At 69.2% G+C, this 15,369-nt stretch carries 13 protein-coding genes and 2 pseudogenes; 11 read left to right on the plus strand and 4 right to left on the minus strand.

The window, feature by feature from the left end; translation table 11 throughout:
* Window positions 1-22: 22 nt before the first annotated feature.
* Window positions 23-1,441, minus strand: coding sequence for a hypothetical protein (locus ABZ934_RS29335; protein WP_361318860.1), 1,419 nt, complete (start codon window positions 1,439-1,441; stop codon window positions 23-25).
* Window positions 1,442-1,793: 352 nt separating this feature from the next.
* Here ABZ934_RS29335 and ABZ934_RS29340 point away from each other — a divergent pair, with 352 nt between their 5' ends.
* The 6 genes from ABZ934_RS29340 to alaS all read left to right on the plus strand — a co-directional run bounded on the left by ABZ934_RS29340 (window position 1,794) and on the right by alaS (window position 8,238).
* The gene (locus tag ABZ934_RS29340; protein ID WP_361318862.1) at window positions 1,794-2,624 is read left to right on the plus strand and encodes an aspartyl/asparaginyl beta-hydroxylase domain-containing protein; all 831 of its coding nucleotides are present in this window, start codon (window positions 1,794-1,796) and stop codon (window positions 2,622-2,624) included.
* 44 nt (window positions 2,625-2,668) lie between these two features.
* On the plus strand, window positions 2,669-3,541 hold the full coding sequence (locus tag ABZ934_RS29345; RefSeq protein WP_361318864.1) for a hypothetical protein: 873 nt from the start codon (window positions 2,669-2,671) through the stop codon (window positions 3,539-3,541).
* A complete protein-coding gene (locus ABZ934_RS29350; RefSeq protein ID WP_361318866.1) occupies window positions 3,538-4,137 on the plus strand; it encodes an LOG family protein in 600 nt (199 codons plus the stop codon). The genes ABZ934_RS29345 and ABZ934_RS29350 overlap by 4 nt, the downstream gene beginning before the upstream one ends.
* Complete coding sequence (locus ABZ934_RS29355) at window positions 4,134-4,685, plus strand: orotate phosphoribosyltransferase (RefSeq protein WP_361318868.1); 552 nt, start codon at window positions 4,134-4,136, stop codon at window positions 4,683-4,685. Before ABZ934_RS29350 ends, ABZ934_RS29355 begins: the two co-directional genes overlap by 4 nt.
* Window positions 4,682-5,353, plus strand: a complete 672-nt coding sequence (locus ABZ934_RS29360; RefSeq protein WP_361318870.1) for an HAD-IA family hydrolase — start codon at window positions 4,682-4,684, stop codon at window positions 5,351-5,353. Before ABZ934_RS29355 ends, ABZ934_RS29360 begins: the two co-directional genes overlap by 4 nt.
* Window positions 5,354-5,583: 230 nt before the next feature.
* Window positions 5,584-8,238, plus strand: a complete 2,655-nt coding sequence (alaS, locus tag ABZ934_RS29365; protein WP_361318872.1) for an alanine--tRNA ligase — start codon at window positions 5,584-5,586, stop codon at window positions 8,236-8,238.
* Between the two features lie 81 nt (window positions 8,239-8,319).
* Here alaS and ABZ934_RS29370 read toward each other — a convergent pair whose 3' ends face one another.
* Window positions 8,320-8,868: a GNAT family N-acetyltransferase gene (locus ABZ934_RS29370; protein WP_361318874.1), complete on the minus strand. Its 549-nt coding sequence runs from the start codon at window positions 8,866-8,868 to the stop codon at window positions 8,320-8,322.
* A 130-nt stretch (window positions 8,869-8,998) separates the two neighbouring features.
* Here ABZ934_RS29370 and ABZ934_RS29375 point away from each other — a divergent pair.
* Both ABZ934_RS29375 and ABZ934_RS29380 read left to right on the plus strand, forming a co-directional pair.
* Window positions 8,999-9,091 (plus strand): annotated as a pseudogene (locus ABZ934_RS29375) (phosphotyrosine protein phosphatase); the annotation flags it as partial.
* Window positions 9,092-10,698: 1,607 nt separating this feature from the next.
* Window positions 10,699-11,331, plus strand: a complete 633-nt coding sequence (locus ABZ934_RS29380) for a hypothetical protein (RefSeq protein WP_361318876.1) — start codon at window positions 10,699-10,701, stop codon at window positions 11,329-11,331.
* Window positions 11,332-11,803: 472 nt separating this feature from the next.
* On the opposite strand, the gene ABZ934_RS29385 is transcribed toward ABZ934_RS29380, so the two are convergent.
* Both ABZ934_RS29385 and ABZ934_RS29390 read right to left on the minus strand, forming a co-directional pair.
* The gene (locus ABZ934_RS29385) at window positions 11,804-12,055 is read right to left on the minus strand and encodes a transposase (protein ID WP_361318890.1); all 252 of its coding nucleotides are present in this window, start codon (window positions 12,053-12,055) and stop codon (window positions 11,804-11,806) included.
* A gap of 63 nt (window positions 12,056-12,118) precedes the next feature.
* Window positions 12,119-12,439 (minus strand): annotated as a pseudogene (locus tag ABZ934_RS29390) (transposase); the annotation flags it as partial.
* A 450-nt stretch (window positions 12,440-12,889) separates the two neighbouring features.
* On the opposite strand from ABZ934_RS29390, the gene ABZ934_RS29395 reads away from it, so the two are divergent.
* From ABZ934_RS29395 to ABZ934_RS29405, 3 genes are all read left to right on the plus strand, one after another.
* Window positions 12,890-13,090, plus strand: a complete 201-nt coding sequence (locus ABZ934_RS29395; protein ID WP_361318878.1) for a hypothetical protein — start codon at window positions 12,890-12,892, stop codon at window positions 13,088-13,090.
* Window positions 13,091-13,217: 127 nt separating this feature from the next.
* Window positions 13,218-14,513 carry an amidase domain-containing protein gene (locus ABZ934_RS29400; RefSeq protein ID WP_361318880.1) on the plus strand — a complete coding sequence of 432 codons (1,296 nt, stop codon included), beginning with the start codon at window positions 13,218-13,220 and terminating at the stop codon, window positions 14,511-14,513.
* A gap of 62 nt (window positions 14,514-14,575) precedes the next feature.
* On the plus strand, window positions 14,576-14,947 hold the full coding sequence (locus tag ABZ934_RS29405; protein ID WP_361318882.1) for a hypothetical protein: 372 nt from the start codon (window positions 14,576-14,578) through the stop codon (window positions 14,945-14,947).
* Window positions 14,948-15,369: the final 422 nt, after the last annotated feature.

Below are 15,369 nucleotides of genomic sequence, written 5' to 3' on the forward strand. Positions count from 1 at the left end.
GCTGCGGAGCCTACCGGCGGGGTCACCGGACGAGGACGGACGTCGGGGTGGCCGTGAAGGCTTCGATCTCCTCGCGGAGGCCGGCCGCCGCCGCGCCTCGGTTGCGCCTGCCTTCAGCCTGGAGTGCGGCGTGTACCCGCTGGGCGCTGCTGGTGATGCCGAAGTTGCGCTGCTCGATGGGGAGGTCGAGTACCGGCTGGACGGCTTCGATCGCGCCCTCGATCTCGCCGCGGGCGATGCGGGCGAGGGCGAGGTCGGTCTGTGCGCCGGCCTCGTCGCCGAAGGCCCATTCGTCCTCCGTGGCGGTGCGGTACGCGGCGACGGCGGCCTCGGACTGGCTCTCGCCGAGTGCGGGGTCCTCCCCGAGGTGCACGGTGGCCTCGGCGACGTAGTACAGCTGTCGGGGCACCGGGAACGTCATGATGCCGCCGAAGGCGTCGAGGTCGTCGGGTTCGGCGGCCGCGCGGGCTTCCTCGGCCTGCTGGATGGCGGTGCGCGTGGCCTCGCCGTCGCCGACGAGGGCGTGGGCGCGAGCGGAGAGACAGGCCAGCCAGACGCTTGTGGTGCCGCGGACGTTGCCTGCCGCACCGAGGCCGAGGGTGGCGTAGTCGGCGGCCTCGGACGGGCGCCCGGCCCAGTAGGAGATGAGCGACTGCAGGGAACGGACCCAGGCGCGCATGGCGTGATGGTCGGCGTTGTCGGCGCAGACGAAGGCGGTGCGGGCCTGCATCATCGCGGCACTGGGGTTGCCCAGGTCGTGGCTGGCTTTGGCGAGCATGCCGGAGGTGATGCCGGCGAGCAGATAGAGATCGCGGGCCTGCAGGGGCTTGACCCGGCCGTGCTCGAGGAGCCGGAAGGTGAGGTCCTGTACCTCGACCAGGTCGCCGAGCAAGGTCGGCAACGCCAGCCGCGGGTAGGCGACGGTGAGCCGTCGCACTTCGTCATGGATCTGGCCCAGGGTCTCCGGGCCGATGCTGCTGCCCTCCGCGAGGGCGGTGAACCTGAGCGCACGACGAGCCGCCATCGCGACCTGCCTTTCCAATTCCGTGGTGCCCGCGTCGAGGCGGGACTCGCTGCTGAACGGGCCACCAGCAGGCAGTGCCGCTGCCCGCTCGGAGGTGAGAAGGACAGGAACTGGCCGTGGCGGTGGGACGACGATCGGGGTATCGACCGCAGGCGCGGGAGCGAGTAGACGATCGACGCTGACGCCGAACATCGCCTCCAGCACTCGGCACTGGTCCGGATAGGGGCGGGTCTTGACCGCACCGCCGTACCAGCGCTCGAACTGCCGCTTGGAGACCGACAAGCCCTGAAGCCGGCGGTCGTTCTGCTCCTCCGCAACCGTGTTGGCGGTCGCTTCGAACCGGAGGCGGAAGGTCTCGTACACCTGCCAGTGCCGCTGCAGCGTCAAGACCCGTAAGAGCGTGGGAGTTTCAGCCACCGCAGATCCTCTCCGTCCCCGTTCGCCTGGTCTGACGATAGCCACGGCCGATCAGCGGGAAACCCGTTCGACGGCTTGGCGGCTCAGATGACGGCAGCCATGACGGCAGTCATGACGTATGACGTCATCCTCCGGCGCGTCCGGCCCTCGACGAGGGCGGCTCCAAGACGGCGGCGACGTCGTATCCATGCCTCGGCACCCGCCCCCATGCTGAACGCACTTCGCTTTGCGTGTTGCCTTGACCGCGAAGCGTGAGATCGGCGGCTGGGTCAGCAGCCCGGCCCGATCACCCCATCCAGCACCACGCGCACACCTGTCCGCTGCTCGGCGGACCAGGAACTGGAGGGAACCGATGGAAACTCTGACCGCTCTGGCAGGGCAGATCGCCCAGCTGGACGCCGTGGACTCCGCCCAGTTGGAGCGGATGCGCCACGAGGCCCTGACGGCCCAGGCGCCCTGGAAGGCGGAGTACGGCGCCTACCAGTCGGGGGGCTGGTGGACGACCTCGCTGATGAACGCCTCCGGCGACGCCGCCGACGTGACGATCGGCGACTGCGCGGCCAGGCCGACGGACCTGCTGGCGCAGATGCCGGACACCGCCGCGCTGCTGGCCGAGCTGGGCCTGAACTACATGTGGGTGCGACTCGCCCGGCTGGAGCCCAACGCCTTCCTGTGGGAGCACCGCGACTACGACGAGCTCGACCAGGTGGAGCGACACCGGCTGCACCTCCCGCTGCACACCAACTCCTCGGCGTACCTGGTCACCGGCGGCACCAAGGTCCACATGACCGGCGGCCGGATCTGGCGGCTGACGCCGACGTACGCCCACGGGGTCTGCAACCTGCTCGGCCCCGACCGGATCCATCTGATCGCCGACGTGTACGCCGACGACGCCTACCGGCGCCTGGCCCGGCACCCCTCGCTCCACCCGACCGCCGCCGAGCCGCTCCCCGCGATCAACGAGACAATCACCGCCGAGCGGCTGCAGGCCGCCCGCGCCATGGCCGACCTGGGCTACACGGAGGCGGCCGAGCGCATGCTGCTGCGGCTCTTCTACACCTACGCCCTGCCGGAAGGCGCGGTCTACGACCTGATCGCCGAGCTCCACACCTCGCTCGGTGACGAAGAGGCCGCCACGCGCTGGGCCTCGGCCAAGCGCCGGCTCCTCGCCCTCACAGCCTGATCACCCGCAAGTCCAATCCGCCGCAATCCGAACGGAGGACGCGCATGCCCACCCTGCACCTGGCCGAGCTCACCCAGGCCAACCGGCCGGCCCAGCTGCCGCTCCTGTCGAGCCTCGCCGACATCCTGGCCACCTCGCAGGCCGTCACCCACCTGATGGTCCGCGGTTCGCTGGCCCACGGCACCGCCGACCGCCTCTCCGACGTCGACTTCGTTGTCGGTGTCCACGACGCCCAGCTGCCCGCCTTCGTGAGGGCCCTGGACGACCTGATGTCCATCGAGGCCGGCGCCCTGCTGCCCGGCTGGCGCGACACGATCGTCGCCGACCTCGGCGGCGTCGGGATGGTCTTCCTCGTCCCGGACGACGGCAGGCTGCACCAGATCGACCTCTACCTCGTGCCCGCCACGCGCATCCCGCGCCTGCGGGCGACGGTCGCCACCGCCTCGATCCTCGACAGGGAGCCGGCCCCCGTCGGCCCCGAGGCGGTCCTGGCGGCCGAGCGGTTCGCCGCGGAGTTCCTCGCCCGGCCGCGCACGTGCGCCGAGCTGTTGATCGAACACTTGGTGCTGGCCGTACTGCTGCACAAGCGCATCAAGCGGGGCCAGCGATTCGTCGCGTACTCGGAGTGGCACCGGCTCCACACCGCGACGAAGGACCTCATCAAGGCCGCCCTGGCCCCGGCGTCCCGGTTCTGGGGCTGGTACCAGCTGCGCGAGGAGATCGCCGTCACCCCGATCGGCCGGGCCTGCCTGGGCGACCTGGACGCGGCGATCAGCGGCCCCGCCGTCCCCCTGGCCGGCGACGTGGACGCGGCCATCGCGCGGATGCTCGCGCTGGTCGAGCGGGCTTGCCCCGAGGCTCTCGACGGGCTGGGCAACTCCATCGCCGCCTACCGCACCTACCAGGAGCTGGTGTGAACGCACTGCACCTCGCGGGCCCGGCCACCAGCTGGGCCCGCGAGGGCCTGACCGCCGTGTTCTTCGGTGGCGTCGTCCCCGCCTCCGCCGAGGAGGAGCGGCTGGCCGAGGAGATCGGCCGGGCCGTGGCCCAGGCCGGGTACTCGCTCCTGCATGGCGGCTACAACGGCCTGATGGAGGCCGCCGCCCGCGGAGCGAGCTCCGAAGGAGCCACGGTCACCGCGGTCACCCTGATCGGAAAGCACGATGAGTGGGGACCGTTCAACCCGCATGCCACCAGCTCGGTCCACCTGTACGACCTCGGCGCGCGGCTCAATCACTACCTGCGACACGCCGATCTGATCGTCGCGATGGGCGGTGGCGTCGGCACCCTGCACGAGCTGACCGCCGCCCTGTACTACGCGACCACCGTCCGTCCCGTACCGATCTTCCTGGCCGGGTCGGCCGCCCTTCGCCTGCTCGAGTTCCTCCGGCAGGAGAAGTGGCTGTACGAGACTCGGACGCGGCCCCTCGGCTTTCTCACCGCCGTCGAATCCGCCGACGCCTTCCGCGCCTGCCTCGCCACGCTCGACACAGTCCCGATCGGAGGAGCATGACCGCCAGCACGACGCCGGCCGGCCTCACCGCCCGGCTCGCCGAAACCGCCTGCGTCACCACCCCGTTCCAGCTCGCCGACGGCGCCCGGCTGGACTCCTACTTCGACGAGTACCGGCTCGCCGCCGACCCCACACTCCTGCACGACACCGCCGCCGTCCTGGCCGACCTCGTGCCCGCCGACGCCCAGCTGCTGGCGGGCATCGAGCTCGGCGGCGTCCCCCTCGTCGTCGCCCTGTCCGCCGCCACCGGTCTGCCCGCCGTCTTCCTGCGCCGCCGGCCCAAGGGCTACGGATCTCGGCGGCAGATCGAGGGCGCCGCCCACGTCGGCCGCCGCACCGTCCTCATCGACGACGTGGTCCGCTCCGGCGGCCAACTGCTGAAGATGGCCCGCACCCTGCGGATCGCCGGGGCGCCGGTCACCGACGCGCTGTGCGTACTGGAGCGCCCGCTCGGAGGCCGCATGCTGCTGGCCGAGCACCGCGTCACCCTGCACTCCCTGCTCACCGAGGCCGACCTGCCGCCTTCTCAAGATGGTGCTGCCGCATGAAGCGGGCCGTCCTCTTCGACCTCGACGGGGCCCTCCTCGACAGCCATGCCGCCCAACTCGCCACCCTGGCGGGGTTCGCGACTTCCGCGCTCGACCGCCGCGTCACCGTCGCCGACCTCCCCACCGGCGCGGCGACCGTGCCGCGACAGCAGGTTCTGGCGGAACTCGGACTGAGCGGAGCGATCAACGACGACGCCTGGGACGCGGCCACCGCGACGGCAAGCCTCGGAACCGAGGTCTTCCCCTTCGTAGGCGAAACCCTCACCGCCCTCAGGGCCGCAGGTGTCGCCACGGGCATCGTGACCCTGCGAAGCCGCCGCAGGGTCGGCTGGCTGCTACCGCCGGACATCCTCGACCTGATCGACGCCGTCATCTGCTTCGAGGACGCGGCCCCCAAGCCCGCGCCCGATGGACTGCTCCTCGCCCTGCGGCAGCTCGACGTCGCACCGAAGGACGCCGTGTTCGTCGGTGACACGGACGTCGACGTCCACGCCGCCCGCGCGGCAGGCGTACGAGCCGTCGGGGCGGGCTGGGGCTTCGCCGGTCCCGACGCCCTCACCCGGGCCGGCGCCCACCTCGTCCTGCCGCACGCGGCAGCGCTCGCCGACGTACTGCTCCTCCTTCTGGCCGGAGCAGAGCCTTCCCACCAGAACACCAAGCGATCTTGACCCCTGACCCGCTACTCTGGGTGGTGCAGCGCGCACAGGACGATCGCGTCCATGTGGGCTGCTGCACCACATGTGAGCAACGGATCAGGAGTCATGGTCTACACCGTGGGGGCGCGAGCTATCTGCGTCGAGCTGGAGAACTGAGAACCTCTCAGTCCCTGTTCTCGGCCCGGCTCGGCGTGTGATCAACCCCCACCTCTCCACGACTCTTCCGTGAGGGCCACACCACCATGCGCTCGACGCAGATCCGCTCCACATTCCTGGACTACTTCACCTCCCGCGGCCACCGCCAGGTCCCGTCCAGCCCGCTCATCCCCTCCGACCCGACCCTGCTGCTGGCCAACGCCGGCATGAACCAGTTCAAGCCCTACTTCCTGGGCGAGGTCAGCCCGGAGTACCGCCGCGCCACCACCATCCAGAAGTGCGCCCGCACCTCCGACATCGACAACGTCGGCCGCACCAACCGGCACGCCACGTTCTTCGAGATGATGGGCAACTTCTCCTTCGGCGACTACTTCAAGGCCGACGCCATCGCCTACGCCTGGGAACTCCTCACCCAGGGCTACAACCTGGAGAAGGACCGGCTCTGGATCACCGTCTACGAGGACGACGACGAGGCCGAGCAGCTCTGGCGCAAGATCGGCGTCCCCGCAGAACGCATCCAGCGCCTGGGCATGGAGGACAACTACTGGTCCATGGGCGTCCCCGGACCTTGCGGCCCCTGCTCAGAGGTCAACTACGACCGCGGGCCGGCCTTCGGCCGCGAAGGCGGACCGGCTGTCGACGGCGAGCGCTACGTCGAGATCTGGAACCTCGTCTTCATGCAGTACCAGCGCGGCGAGGGCGACAAGAAGGGCAACTTCCCGATCCTCGGCGCACTCGCCCAGCAGAGCATCGACACCGGCCTCGGCCTCGACCGCCTCGCCGCGATCCTCCAGGACGTCGAGAACGTCTGCACCACCGACCTGCTCATGCCCACCCTGAACACCGTCCAAGAACTCGCCGGCCGCGACTACCCCGGCAGCGGCGAGGAGAAGGTCTCCTTCCAGGTCGTCACCGAGCACGCCCGCTCCATCGCGTACCTCATCGCCGATGGCGTCCTGCCCGCCAAGGACGGCCGCGGGTACGTCCTGCGCCGCCTCATGCGCCGGGCCATCCGCCACGCCCGCCTGCTGGGCATCGACCAGCCCGTCCTGTCCTCCGCCACCGCCGGCGTGATCGCCAACCTCGGCGACGTCTGGCCGGAGCTCACCGACCAGGCCAACCTCATCGAGCAGGTCGTCACAGCCGAGGAGGAGTCCTTCAGCCGTACCCTCGCGCAGGGCACCCGGCTGCTGAACGCCGCGATCACCCGCACCCGGGAGGGCCGCTCCGGCTCACTGCCGGGCGAGACCGCCTTCGAGCTCGCCGACACCTACGGCTTCCCCTTGGAGCTGACCGTCGAGGCCGCCCAGGACGCCGGCCTGACCGTCGACGAGGACCGCTTCGCCACGCTGCTGGACGAGCAGAGGAAGCGCGCCAAGACCGGTGGCAAGGCCAAGACCGCCGACGCCCTGCGCCGTCAAGACACCTACCGGGAGCTGTCCTCCCACCTGCCGCGCACCGACTTCCTCGGCTACGAGCACCTCACCGCCGAGGTCACCGTGCTCGGCCTGATCTCCGGCGGTGCCGTCGCCACCAGCGCCCCCGAGGGCTCCGAGATCGAGTTCGTCCTCGACCGCTCGCCGTTCTACGCCCAAGCCGGCGGCCAGGTCGGCGACACAGGCACCCTGCGCACCGACGACGGCACCCTGCTGCGGATCACGGACACCCGGTACGGCCTGGAGGGCTTCCGTATCCACAGCGCCCGAGTCCTCGTAGGCGAGCTCCGCACCGGGGCAAGGGGCGAAGCCGCTGTCGATGCCGACCGCCGCAAGGGCCTCAGGCGCTCGCACTCGGCCACCCACATCCTGCACGCCGTCGTCCGCGCCACGCTCGGCGACCACGCCCGCCAGCAGGGCTCCCTCGTCGAATCCGACCGCCTGCGCTTCGACTTCGCCCACTTCTCAGCCGTCGCTCCCGAGCAGCTCGCCCGGATCGAGGCCGCCGTCAACGGCCACGTCCTCGACGACCCGGCCGTCCGTGCCTGGCACGCCGACCGCGCCGAAGCCGAGGCCGCCGGCGCCATCGCCCTGTTCGGCGAGAAGTACGGCGACACCGTCCGCATCGTCGACATCGGCGACTTCTCCCGCGAGCTGTGCGGCGGCACCCACGTCACCCACGGCTCCCAGGTCGGCGCCTTCCGCCTGATCAGCGAAGGCTCGATCGGCTCCAACCTCCGCCGCATCGAGGCCGTGACCGGCCACGGCACCCTGCGCCACCACGACGTCGAGCGCCGCATCCTCGAAGAGGTCTCTTCCCTCCTCGGTACCCGCCCGAAGCAGGCTGTGGAGACCCTCCACAAGCGGCTGGGCTCCTTGGCCGCCGCGGAGAAGCAGCTCTTCCGCCGACGCGAGGCCGACCTGCGGAGCCAGGCAGAGCAGCTCGTCGGTTCCTCCCGCCAGGTGCCCGGGGGCCGAATCGTCTCGCAGCGGGTTTCAGGATTCGGCGCGAGCGACCTGCGCAGCCTCGCCACCAGCACCGCCGACCGCCTCAGCCGCGACCGCGCGGTGGTCGTCCTCGGCACCGAGCACGACGGCAAGGCCCTGCTCGTCGCCGCCATCACCCCCGGCGTCCTCGGCTCCGGAACCCAGGCCAGCCACATCCTCGCCTCGGCCGCCCGCACCGTCGGCGGCGGAGCCGGCGGCACCGGCCCCGTCGCCAATGCCGGCGGCCGCCGCGTCGAAGCCCTCGACGAGGCCCTCAGCATCGCGGTCCAGGAGGCGACCCTCGCACTCGGCCAATAGGCACCCCATGCGCGGGAGGCATACGGCAAGCGAGCGCCTCAGCCGGGGCCGCCGCCTGCAGCGTGCCTCCCGCCATCACGATCAGCGCGTCGCCAGGTCCTTCACGAGGACCACGCTGTCGTAGTTGGTCACGTCCCACCGCCACGTACCCACCGGCACGTATCCCCACCGGCGGTACCAGCCGACGAGGTCAGCCGCCTGGGACGACGTGTCAATGACGACCTGCTCAGCGCCGTGCTCGGCAACCCGCGCTTCAGCAAGCAACAGAAGCCGCTGCCCCAGCCCAGTGCCCCGCTGAGACGGATCCACCGCCAGCTGCCAGAAAGACCCAGCGCCAGTCGGCGCCGGGTACCCCTCCGGGGCCACGTACGGAGCTGCCACCGTCACCGTGCCCACCAGCTCGTCCCCCTGCAGAGCCACCCAGCACTCGCCCCGGCCAAGTCGGTAGGCCGTGTCCTGCACCGACTGATATGAGGCGAAGAAGACCCGGCCTTCCGCAGCGTGATCGGAATAGGCACGGTGAAGCAAGCGCGTCAGATCCGCAACGGAGTCGCCCTCGGCGAACGGGCGAACCGCGACTGGCTCACGACGGCCGAGAGGCGTCGACGTGCCGACTGATGATCTGGACACGTGATCAATTATCTGCTGGGGAGTGCCAGGCTGCCTGCTGAGCCGCGGGCACGGCCGACAGTGTTCCTGGCTCGCTCGGCCGGCGGTTGCGGAGGCCCGGGACTGCTGGAAGTACATGACGCAACTCGGCGCGGCCGATGTCGCCGCGGTCGAGGCCATGGCCGAGGTCGGCATCGACATGTCCGCCGAGACCCCCGAGATCCTCACCATCGACGCCGTGAAAGTTCTCCGCGGGGATCGTATGCGGGCCATGCTGCCTATGCTCGAAGCCTCCTCGCGGAAGAATTTGTTGTCCCGCGCCTGTGTCGCAGAGGCTGTTGACGCGCTGTGCGAGGCCGAACAGCGCCCGCAGGTTTACGGCACGATTCGGGACTACCCTGTCGCCGACTCTGCACGTCTGGACAAGCTTCGAGGGCAAGTCGGTCTGCCCGTCTACGGCCCCGCTGTAAAGCGGGCGAGCGTCCCCGCACCTGCCCTGGCGCCCTCCCTCAAGCAGTTCCCAAACGGATTCGACGTGCTGCAGGGGCTGCTCACTGACCTGCCGGCAGTGCCCTCCCTGCCCCGGGTGGTGCGTCCCACCGTGGGAAGCAGCGAACCGTGGGGGTGTGCCTACTGCTGCGGCAAGGCGGATCCAGGTTCGACGGAACTCGACATCCGAGGCCGCGTCTGGAGGATCTGCGCCCGGTGCGAGGCTGTCGAAGAGACACCGCAAGCACGCCTTCTGGACCTTCTGCTCAGCGCGGGCGACGTCTCCGACGCCGCAGCCCGGGCGACCGCAGCAACGGCGCGTGATCAAGGTTGGCGGGTACCCCTGCGTTACGAGGACGCCAAAGCACGCCCCAACCACCGGCCGCAGCCACGCTGGGCGAACGTGCCAGCCACTGCCGTCGCCAAGCTTGTCGCCTATGCGGAACAGCACCGGAGCACCACGCAGGGAACGGTCGCCCAGCCCGAGCAGCCGGCCCGCACGGAGACCCCCTCAGTGCGGGTAACAACGGCGTATCCCTCTCCTACGCTGGCGGACACGGCGCCCGACTCGGGTCCTACGGGTTCCCCCTCCCCAGCCGATTCCGTCTGGGACGGACACACCTGGCGCTCACCTTTGCTGATGAGCAAGCGCGCAACCGAATTGCTGTCTTGTCCACCAAGCACGGCGCTTACGCGGCTCCAGGTCTCGCAAGCGCTCCAAGTGGGCGAAGGGAATCTCGACCGCAACGGACTTCAGGTCGACACCGTGGAAGATCTGGGCCGCGTATTCGCCAACCCTCCGAGGTGGCTCTGTGACTTCCACGGCCAGCGAGCACGTGAGCGTGCCGCCAATTACGCCTGGCAGACAGGGCAGCCCACGGCCCCGGCCAGCACACCCTTGCTCGCCCCCCACCAACCAGGACCAACACCGCCCATCACGGATGTCCCTCGCCCCCGAGTCACGCAGCACCAGTGGCTTCCGCCCCACCCGGACATGTTGATCTCACCCAAAGCGGCGCAAGCACTGAGAGAGCCAGCGGCCACACCCCTCAAGCCCGGCCGTGTGGCCAAGCTCCTGCAGACCGCGTTCACCACGATGCAGAAGAACGACCTCGAAGTGCCGACGATCGGGGACCTGGCTGCCGTGTTCCACGAGCCGCCGCCGTGGTTGCTGATCTTTCACCGCAAGCTCGCCGCAGAGCGCCGGGCCAACCTCGCGCACGTATGACAGCCGGCGCCGCTGGTCGAGCCGACAGCCGTTCACGGCAGCCCTGAACTGCTGAGTCGAGTGCCAGATCTCACCTCCGTTACAAATATCCACGATGCGGGGTCCACTGGACATCGGCAATGGATCATGGATCGGTGGAAATCGCAGAACTCGTCCTGAAGTACGTACAGGCCTTGGTGTGGCCAGGCGTCACCGTCGGTTGTGTGTGGGTGCTGCGTCACCAGCTGACCGAGGCACTCAAGCGCATGAGCCACGTCGAAACGCCAGCGGGCTCGATCGAGTTCGCCGCCGCCGCCCGTGATGCTCTAGACGAGGCCGAGGAGCTGACGGGGACCACCGCTCCAACAGAGAGCGCTGAGCCAGAGAGCGACGACGCAGGACACGGACGTGAGGGCGTGTCCTGCAGCATCGTGAACCCCAGACGCTTCAGGGAGGCCAGGCATATGGCGGATGCGTCGCCGATCGGCGCGATCGTGTCCGCTTGGAACGAATTGGAACGCGTTTTTGGGGCACTGATCAACAGGTATCCGGAACTCATGCCCGAGCCCGTTCATCGGGGGATGGCGCCACGCTGGATCGACCGGCGGAACATGTTCCAGGCCCTGGGGGTCTCCCCCGACGGGCTCAGCCTGTACGGACGTCTCCGCGACCTCCGTAACCAGGCCGTACACGGCCAACTCGCCGCCGACGTCGGACCTGCCGCAGCACGTGACTTCGTCGAGAGTTGCCTTCTGCTGGCGCGGGAACTGGAACAGCTGGCCCCTTAATGCGGGTCGCCAGCGAGTTCGGCCGGCTGACCGCTCCACCCGCCAAAGCGTGGGAGCCGCCCACGCCCCTGCTTGCCCGTGCAACGCAGCTTCTGAGCCGCCTCCAGCCTCCCGGCTGAGGCGGAGGGAAACACGGGTGGCAGCGCTTCAGCCCAAGATGCGGGTGGGGCCGTGCCCCAGCCGTGCCCTTCGGAGCGGTGAACAACGGTGAAGAGGGGCACTGGCGGACGCCCACAAGCGGCTTCGCGTACGGCCATATCCGCAGGTCAAAAGCCATACCAGCCGTCCGAGCAACATTAACCTCGATCTTGCATGAGGGTCCGTCAGCTTGCTGACGGACCCTCTCTGGTTGTTCAGAGCGGAGATTTCTGATTGCGGGCAGGCTGGTGGCCCGGCTGTCGCGTCGGGTGGGCGCCGGGTTCCACGGCTCCGGGGGCGGTGGGTTCTCGTCGGGACAGGTCGTTGTCGCCGGTCAGCCGGGGTGCGGCAGGGCTAGTAGTCGCTCGAACGCGCTGGTGACCACGTCGGTCCAGGGCCAATGGCGGGCGAGGCGGAGGCAGCGGCGGCGGCCGGTGGTGACGAGCTGGGCGGCGGCGGAGAAAAGCCGCAGCCGCAGGCGCTTGGGCTCCCATCGCCGGGCGGGCCCGGTCAGGGCGAGCATGGGCATCCAGGCCAGCAGGTCGAGCGCGATCTCGCCCGCGGTTGGGGCCGCCTTGTTGGCCAACCCAGATGTGTTCGCGGACTTCGGCCCGCGCCGCCGGATGGCGGCCAGTGCACGGGGCCCGGCTGCGGCAACGGTGTCGACCAGTCGGGAGACGGTTGGATCGGAGGCTACCGGCCCGAACACGGCGGGCTCGGCCCGCAGCATCGCCCCATCGGCCAGGCAGTCCCCGCCCAGCGCCACGGCGAGCGCGACGTCCAGCAGGATCTTGCCGGGATCATGGACCGCGCGTGCCTTGCGCCACGGCGGCAGAGCCGTCGACAGTGCCGCGTCCAGCCCGGCCTTACGGGCGGTCTCGACCAACAGGACGGCGCCGGACTGTGAGACCACCCCGCGGCCATGGCCCTCAACGCGGACATGCGGGTACGACCCGCTACGCTTCTTCACCTGAGGAGTGCAGCTTTCTTGATGACGACCAGGACCCTAGACAAGTCCCATCGTCCCAGGTCAGAGGCACTCTTCGCTCTTTTGGTCAATCCTCGGACAGTCCTGCTCGTGAAAGCGCGAGGCTAGACCTCTCCAGCCCCGCAGTGCCCTCCGCGTGCCATAACTGCCGTAACGGGGCGTCAGATTCTGTGAGCCGACCCCCAGAGGAGCCGGCATCATCGATGGCAACGAGATCCGAATCCGGCGGCCGGCCGCAAAGACCGGGACGGGTGCCACCGAGCTCGTGATCGTTCGCTGCTACGACCACCGCTTGATGGGGCAGTCGGGCCGTCGGCCTCCTACCTGCGCAAACCTCCCGCCTCGGAGAACCGGGAGGTTCCATCGCGATACCGACGAATCCGCACGCGCGATCGAGATTAGGGTGTCCCTCAAGCCGCTAAGGGGGATTTCGTGGACGTAGACATCAAGACGAACTATGTGCGGCAAAGTGCAGGGGGCGCCCGCACGGTCGCCGAAGGGGCACTGGATAACCTTCGCAAGTCACTCGATTCGAGCGACACGGCAGCCGACGGCCACCACGGCTGGGCCTCCGCCGCGGCGTTGAAGCGGTGCGCGACCGCCTGGGAGGACCACATGGTCGACCTGGGGTAAGCAGATGAACACCATGGCCGACAACCTCCACACCACGGCCAACGCCTACGACACCACGGACGCCCAGGCGAAGGACGCCTTCAGCAGGCTCCAGCACGGCCTCGCCGATTTCGGGAGGAACTGACCCGTGGTCGCGTATCACGACCTGTACGACTGCCGCGTGCACCAGTGGCAGAAGGCTGCGGACGACTGGGTCGACCTCGCCCGGCGCTCCTCTTCCGCCTGCGAGGACATCCGCGCGCAGGGCAAGAAGCCGCTCGACGACCACTGGGCGGACGCCACCGGCAAGACGGCCGGCAAGCGCCTGGAGGACCTCGCCAACCGTCTGGAGTCCGGCGGCGACATCATGAAGGGCGTGGCCATGGTCCTCGACGCGCTGGCCCATTCCATGGGCTTCGCCCAGCGCACCCTTTTCCACGCGGTCGAGCTGGCGAGCGAGCACGGGCTGAGCATCCAGGACGGCCGCGCTGAGGGTGCGTACACGGGCGCCGCCCCAGTCGGCCCGAACGTCCCGCAGAACGTGCGCGACGCCTACACCAAGGAACTGGGACACATATCCGAGGTCAACGGGCTGATAGAGGAAGCCCTGCGCGAGGCCTCCCAGGCGGACGCGAAGGCCTCCACCGAACTGGACAGACTGGCAACGACCATCGGCGTCGCCGACACCTCGCAGGCGCACAACGAGATCCTGGTCGAGGCGTCCCATGTCGAATTCGACTTGCTCAGGGCGGACATCCCGGTCGGGAAGGACCCGCACCTCGTCCGCGCCTGGTGGGACGGCCTGACGCCGCAGCAGCAGAAGGACCTCATGCGGGCCGATCCCGTGACCATTGCCGACCTCAAGGGCCTGCCGCCCGAGGTCGGGCACGAGCTCCGCGGACCCGACGGCAAGATCGACCGGGTCGAGATGGTGCGGTACGCGCTCGACCACTGGGACAAGCTGGACGATCTTGAGTTCAAGAACAACTGCGCCAATTTCACCTCGTCGGCTCTTGAGGCCGGAGGGATGCAGAAGAAGTTCGACTTCTGGATGGGGCCACGCGGGGACAACACCTGGGGACGTGAGAGCGGCCTGGGGGTGGACTGGATCGACCAGCGGGCGTACCACTCCCGTTCGTGGTCGCAGGCCAAAGGCCTGCATGGCTTCCTCCTGCGCAACGGCGGTGAGGAAGTCGCGAGATCGGAAGCACGCCCTGGCGACGTGATCTTCTACGAGCAGGTCGCTCCCGACCCGGACGAGCCGCAGGGCGAGATCTACCACGCTGCCGTGGTGACCTCGGTGACCCCTGATGGCGACGTCAAGTTGACTCAGCACACCAGCTCGTTCCAGAACGTGAGTCTGGACAGCCGCGAGCATGTTGCCACCAGGAACCACGGCGAGCAGCGCATCCACATCGTCCGACCGCACCCGAATTGGTACTGATGGAAACCTCCTCCTCAGCCGCGTTGTCCGGCGCCGCGCAGGACCGCACGGTCACGCCAGGCATGGTGATCACGGCACTGCTCGTTCCGGTCGTGGCCGTTCTCGGTGTGGTCACCTCCTTGCGCGTCCAGGACATCGACAGTGACTGGGTACACCGGCAGCAGGCGGCCTGTCGGCACATGCCCTTCCCGAAGATGGAATACGTCGTCGCGTGGTCGGGACCGATCCTCGGCGTGGCGGCCATGGCCGTCTGCGCACTGCTCGCCCAGTGGATCCGCCGCCGCTGCGGCCTGCGGCTCTGGGACACGTGGCCGGGGCTCTTGGCCTTCGTCTGCGCCATGCTCAACATACTGGCGATTCTGCTGGAGCTGTTCATGCTGTGGGCCACGTACACCCCCGACGGGTCGGGGCCGATCCTGGGCGACTGCGGGTAAGAAACGGGGATTTCACAAGCCGTGGAGCGTGCCTGGCTGGTTCGTGGCGCATCTGGGTGCCTCCATGGCAGGGCCGTGCCACAACGTGCCAGTAGGGGCGGTAAACAACGGCCAACAAGGGGTTCGCCGAGGCAGTCAGAACAGGGCCACCGGTTGACATTTCCGCAGGTCAGGCACCATGGCCGGGGTCAAGTGCCGGGTGATTCCCAAGCTCAGAGCGCGGGTTCGATTCCCGTCATCCGCTCCACAACAAAGCCCCAGGTCACAGACCTGGGGCTTGTTTGTTGTCTAGACCTTCCCGAGCCCGCGCGCCATTCGCGTGCCATAAGACGTCGTCTCATTTGGCGAGTCGGCGGTAGCAAATGAGGGTGCAGGCGATGGCTGTGAAGGCCAGGAAGTGTTCGGCCTTGCGCTCGTAGCGG

It is taken from the genome of Streptomyces sp. NPDC046557 (assembly GCF_040645975.1).
Taxonomy (GTDB): Bacteria; Actinomycetota; Actinomycetes; order Streptomycetales; family Streptomycetaceae; genus Streptomyces.

Coding starts and splice junctions, on each gene's coding strand:
- ABZ934_RS29345 (WP_361318864.1), top strand. CDS start 2,669: ATGCCCACCCTGCACCTGGCCGAGCTCACCCAGGCCAACCGGCCGGCC.
- ABZ934_RS29405 (WP_361318882.1), top strand. CDS start 14,576: ATGGTGATCACGGCACTGCTCGTTCCGGTCGTGGCCGTTCTCGGTGTG.
- ABZ934_RS29340 (WP_361318862.1), top strand. CDS start 1,794: ATGGAAACTCTGACCGCTCTGGCAGGGCAGATCGCCCAGCTGGACGCC.
- ABZ934_RS29355 (WP_361318868.1), top strand. CDS start 4,134: ATGACCGCCAGCACGACGCCGGCCGGCCTCACCGCCCGGCTCGCCGAA.
- ABZ934_RS29360 (WP_361318870.1), top strand. CDS start 4,682: ATGAAGCGGGCCGTCCTCTTCGACCTCGACGGGGCCCTCCTCGACAGC.
- alaS (WP_361318872.1), top strand. CDS start 5,584: ATGCGCTCGACGCAGATCCGCTCCACATTCCTGGACTACTTCACCTCC.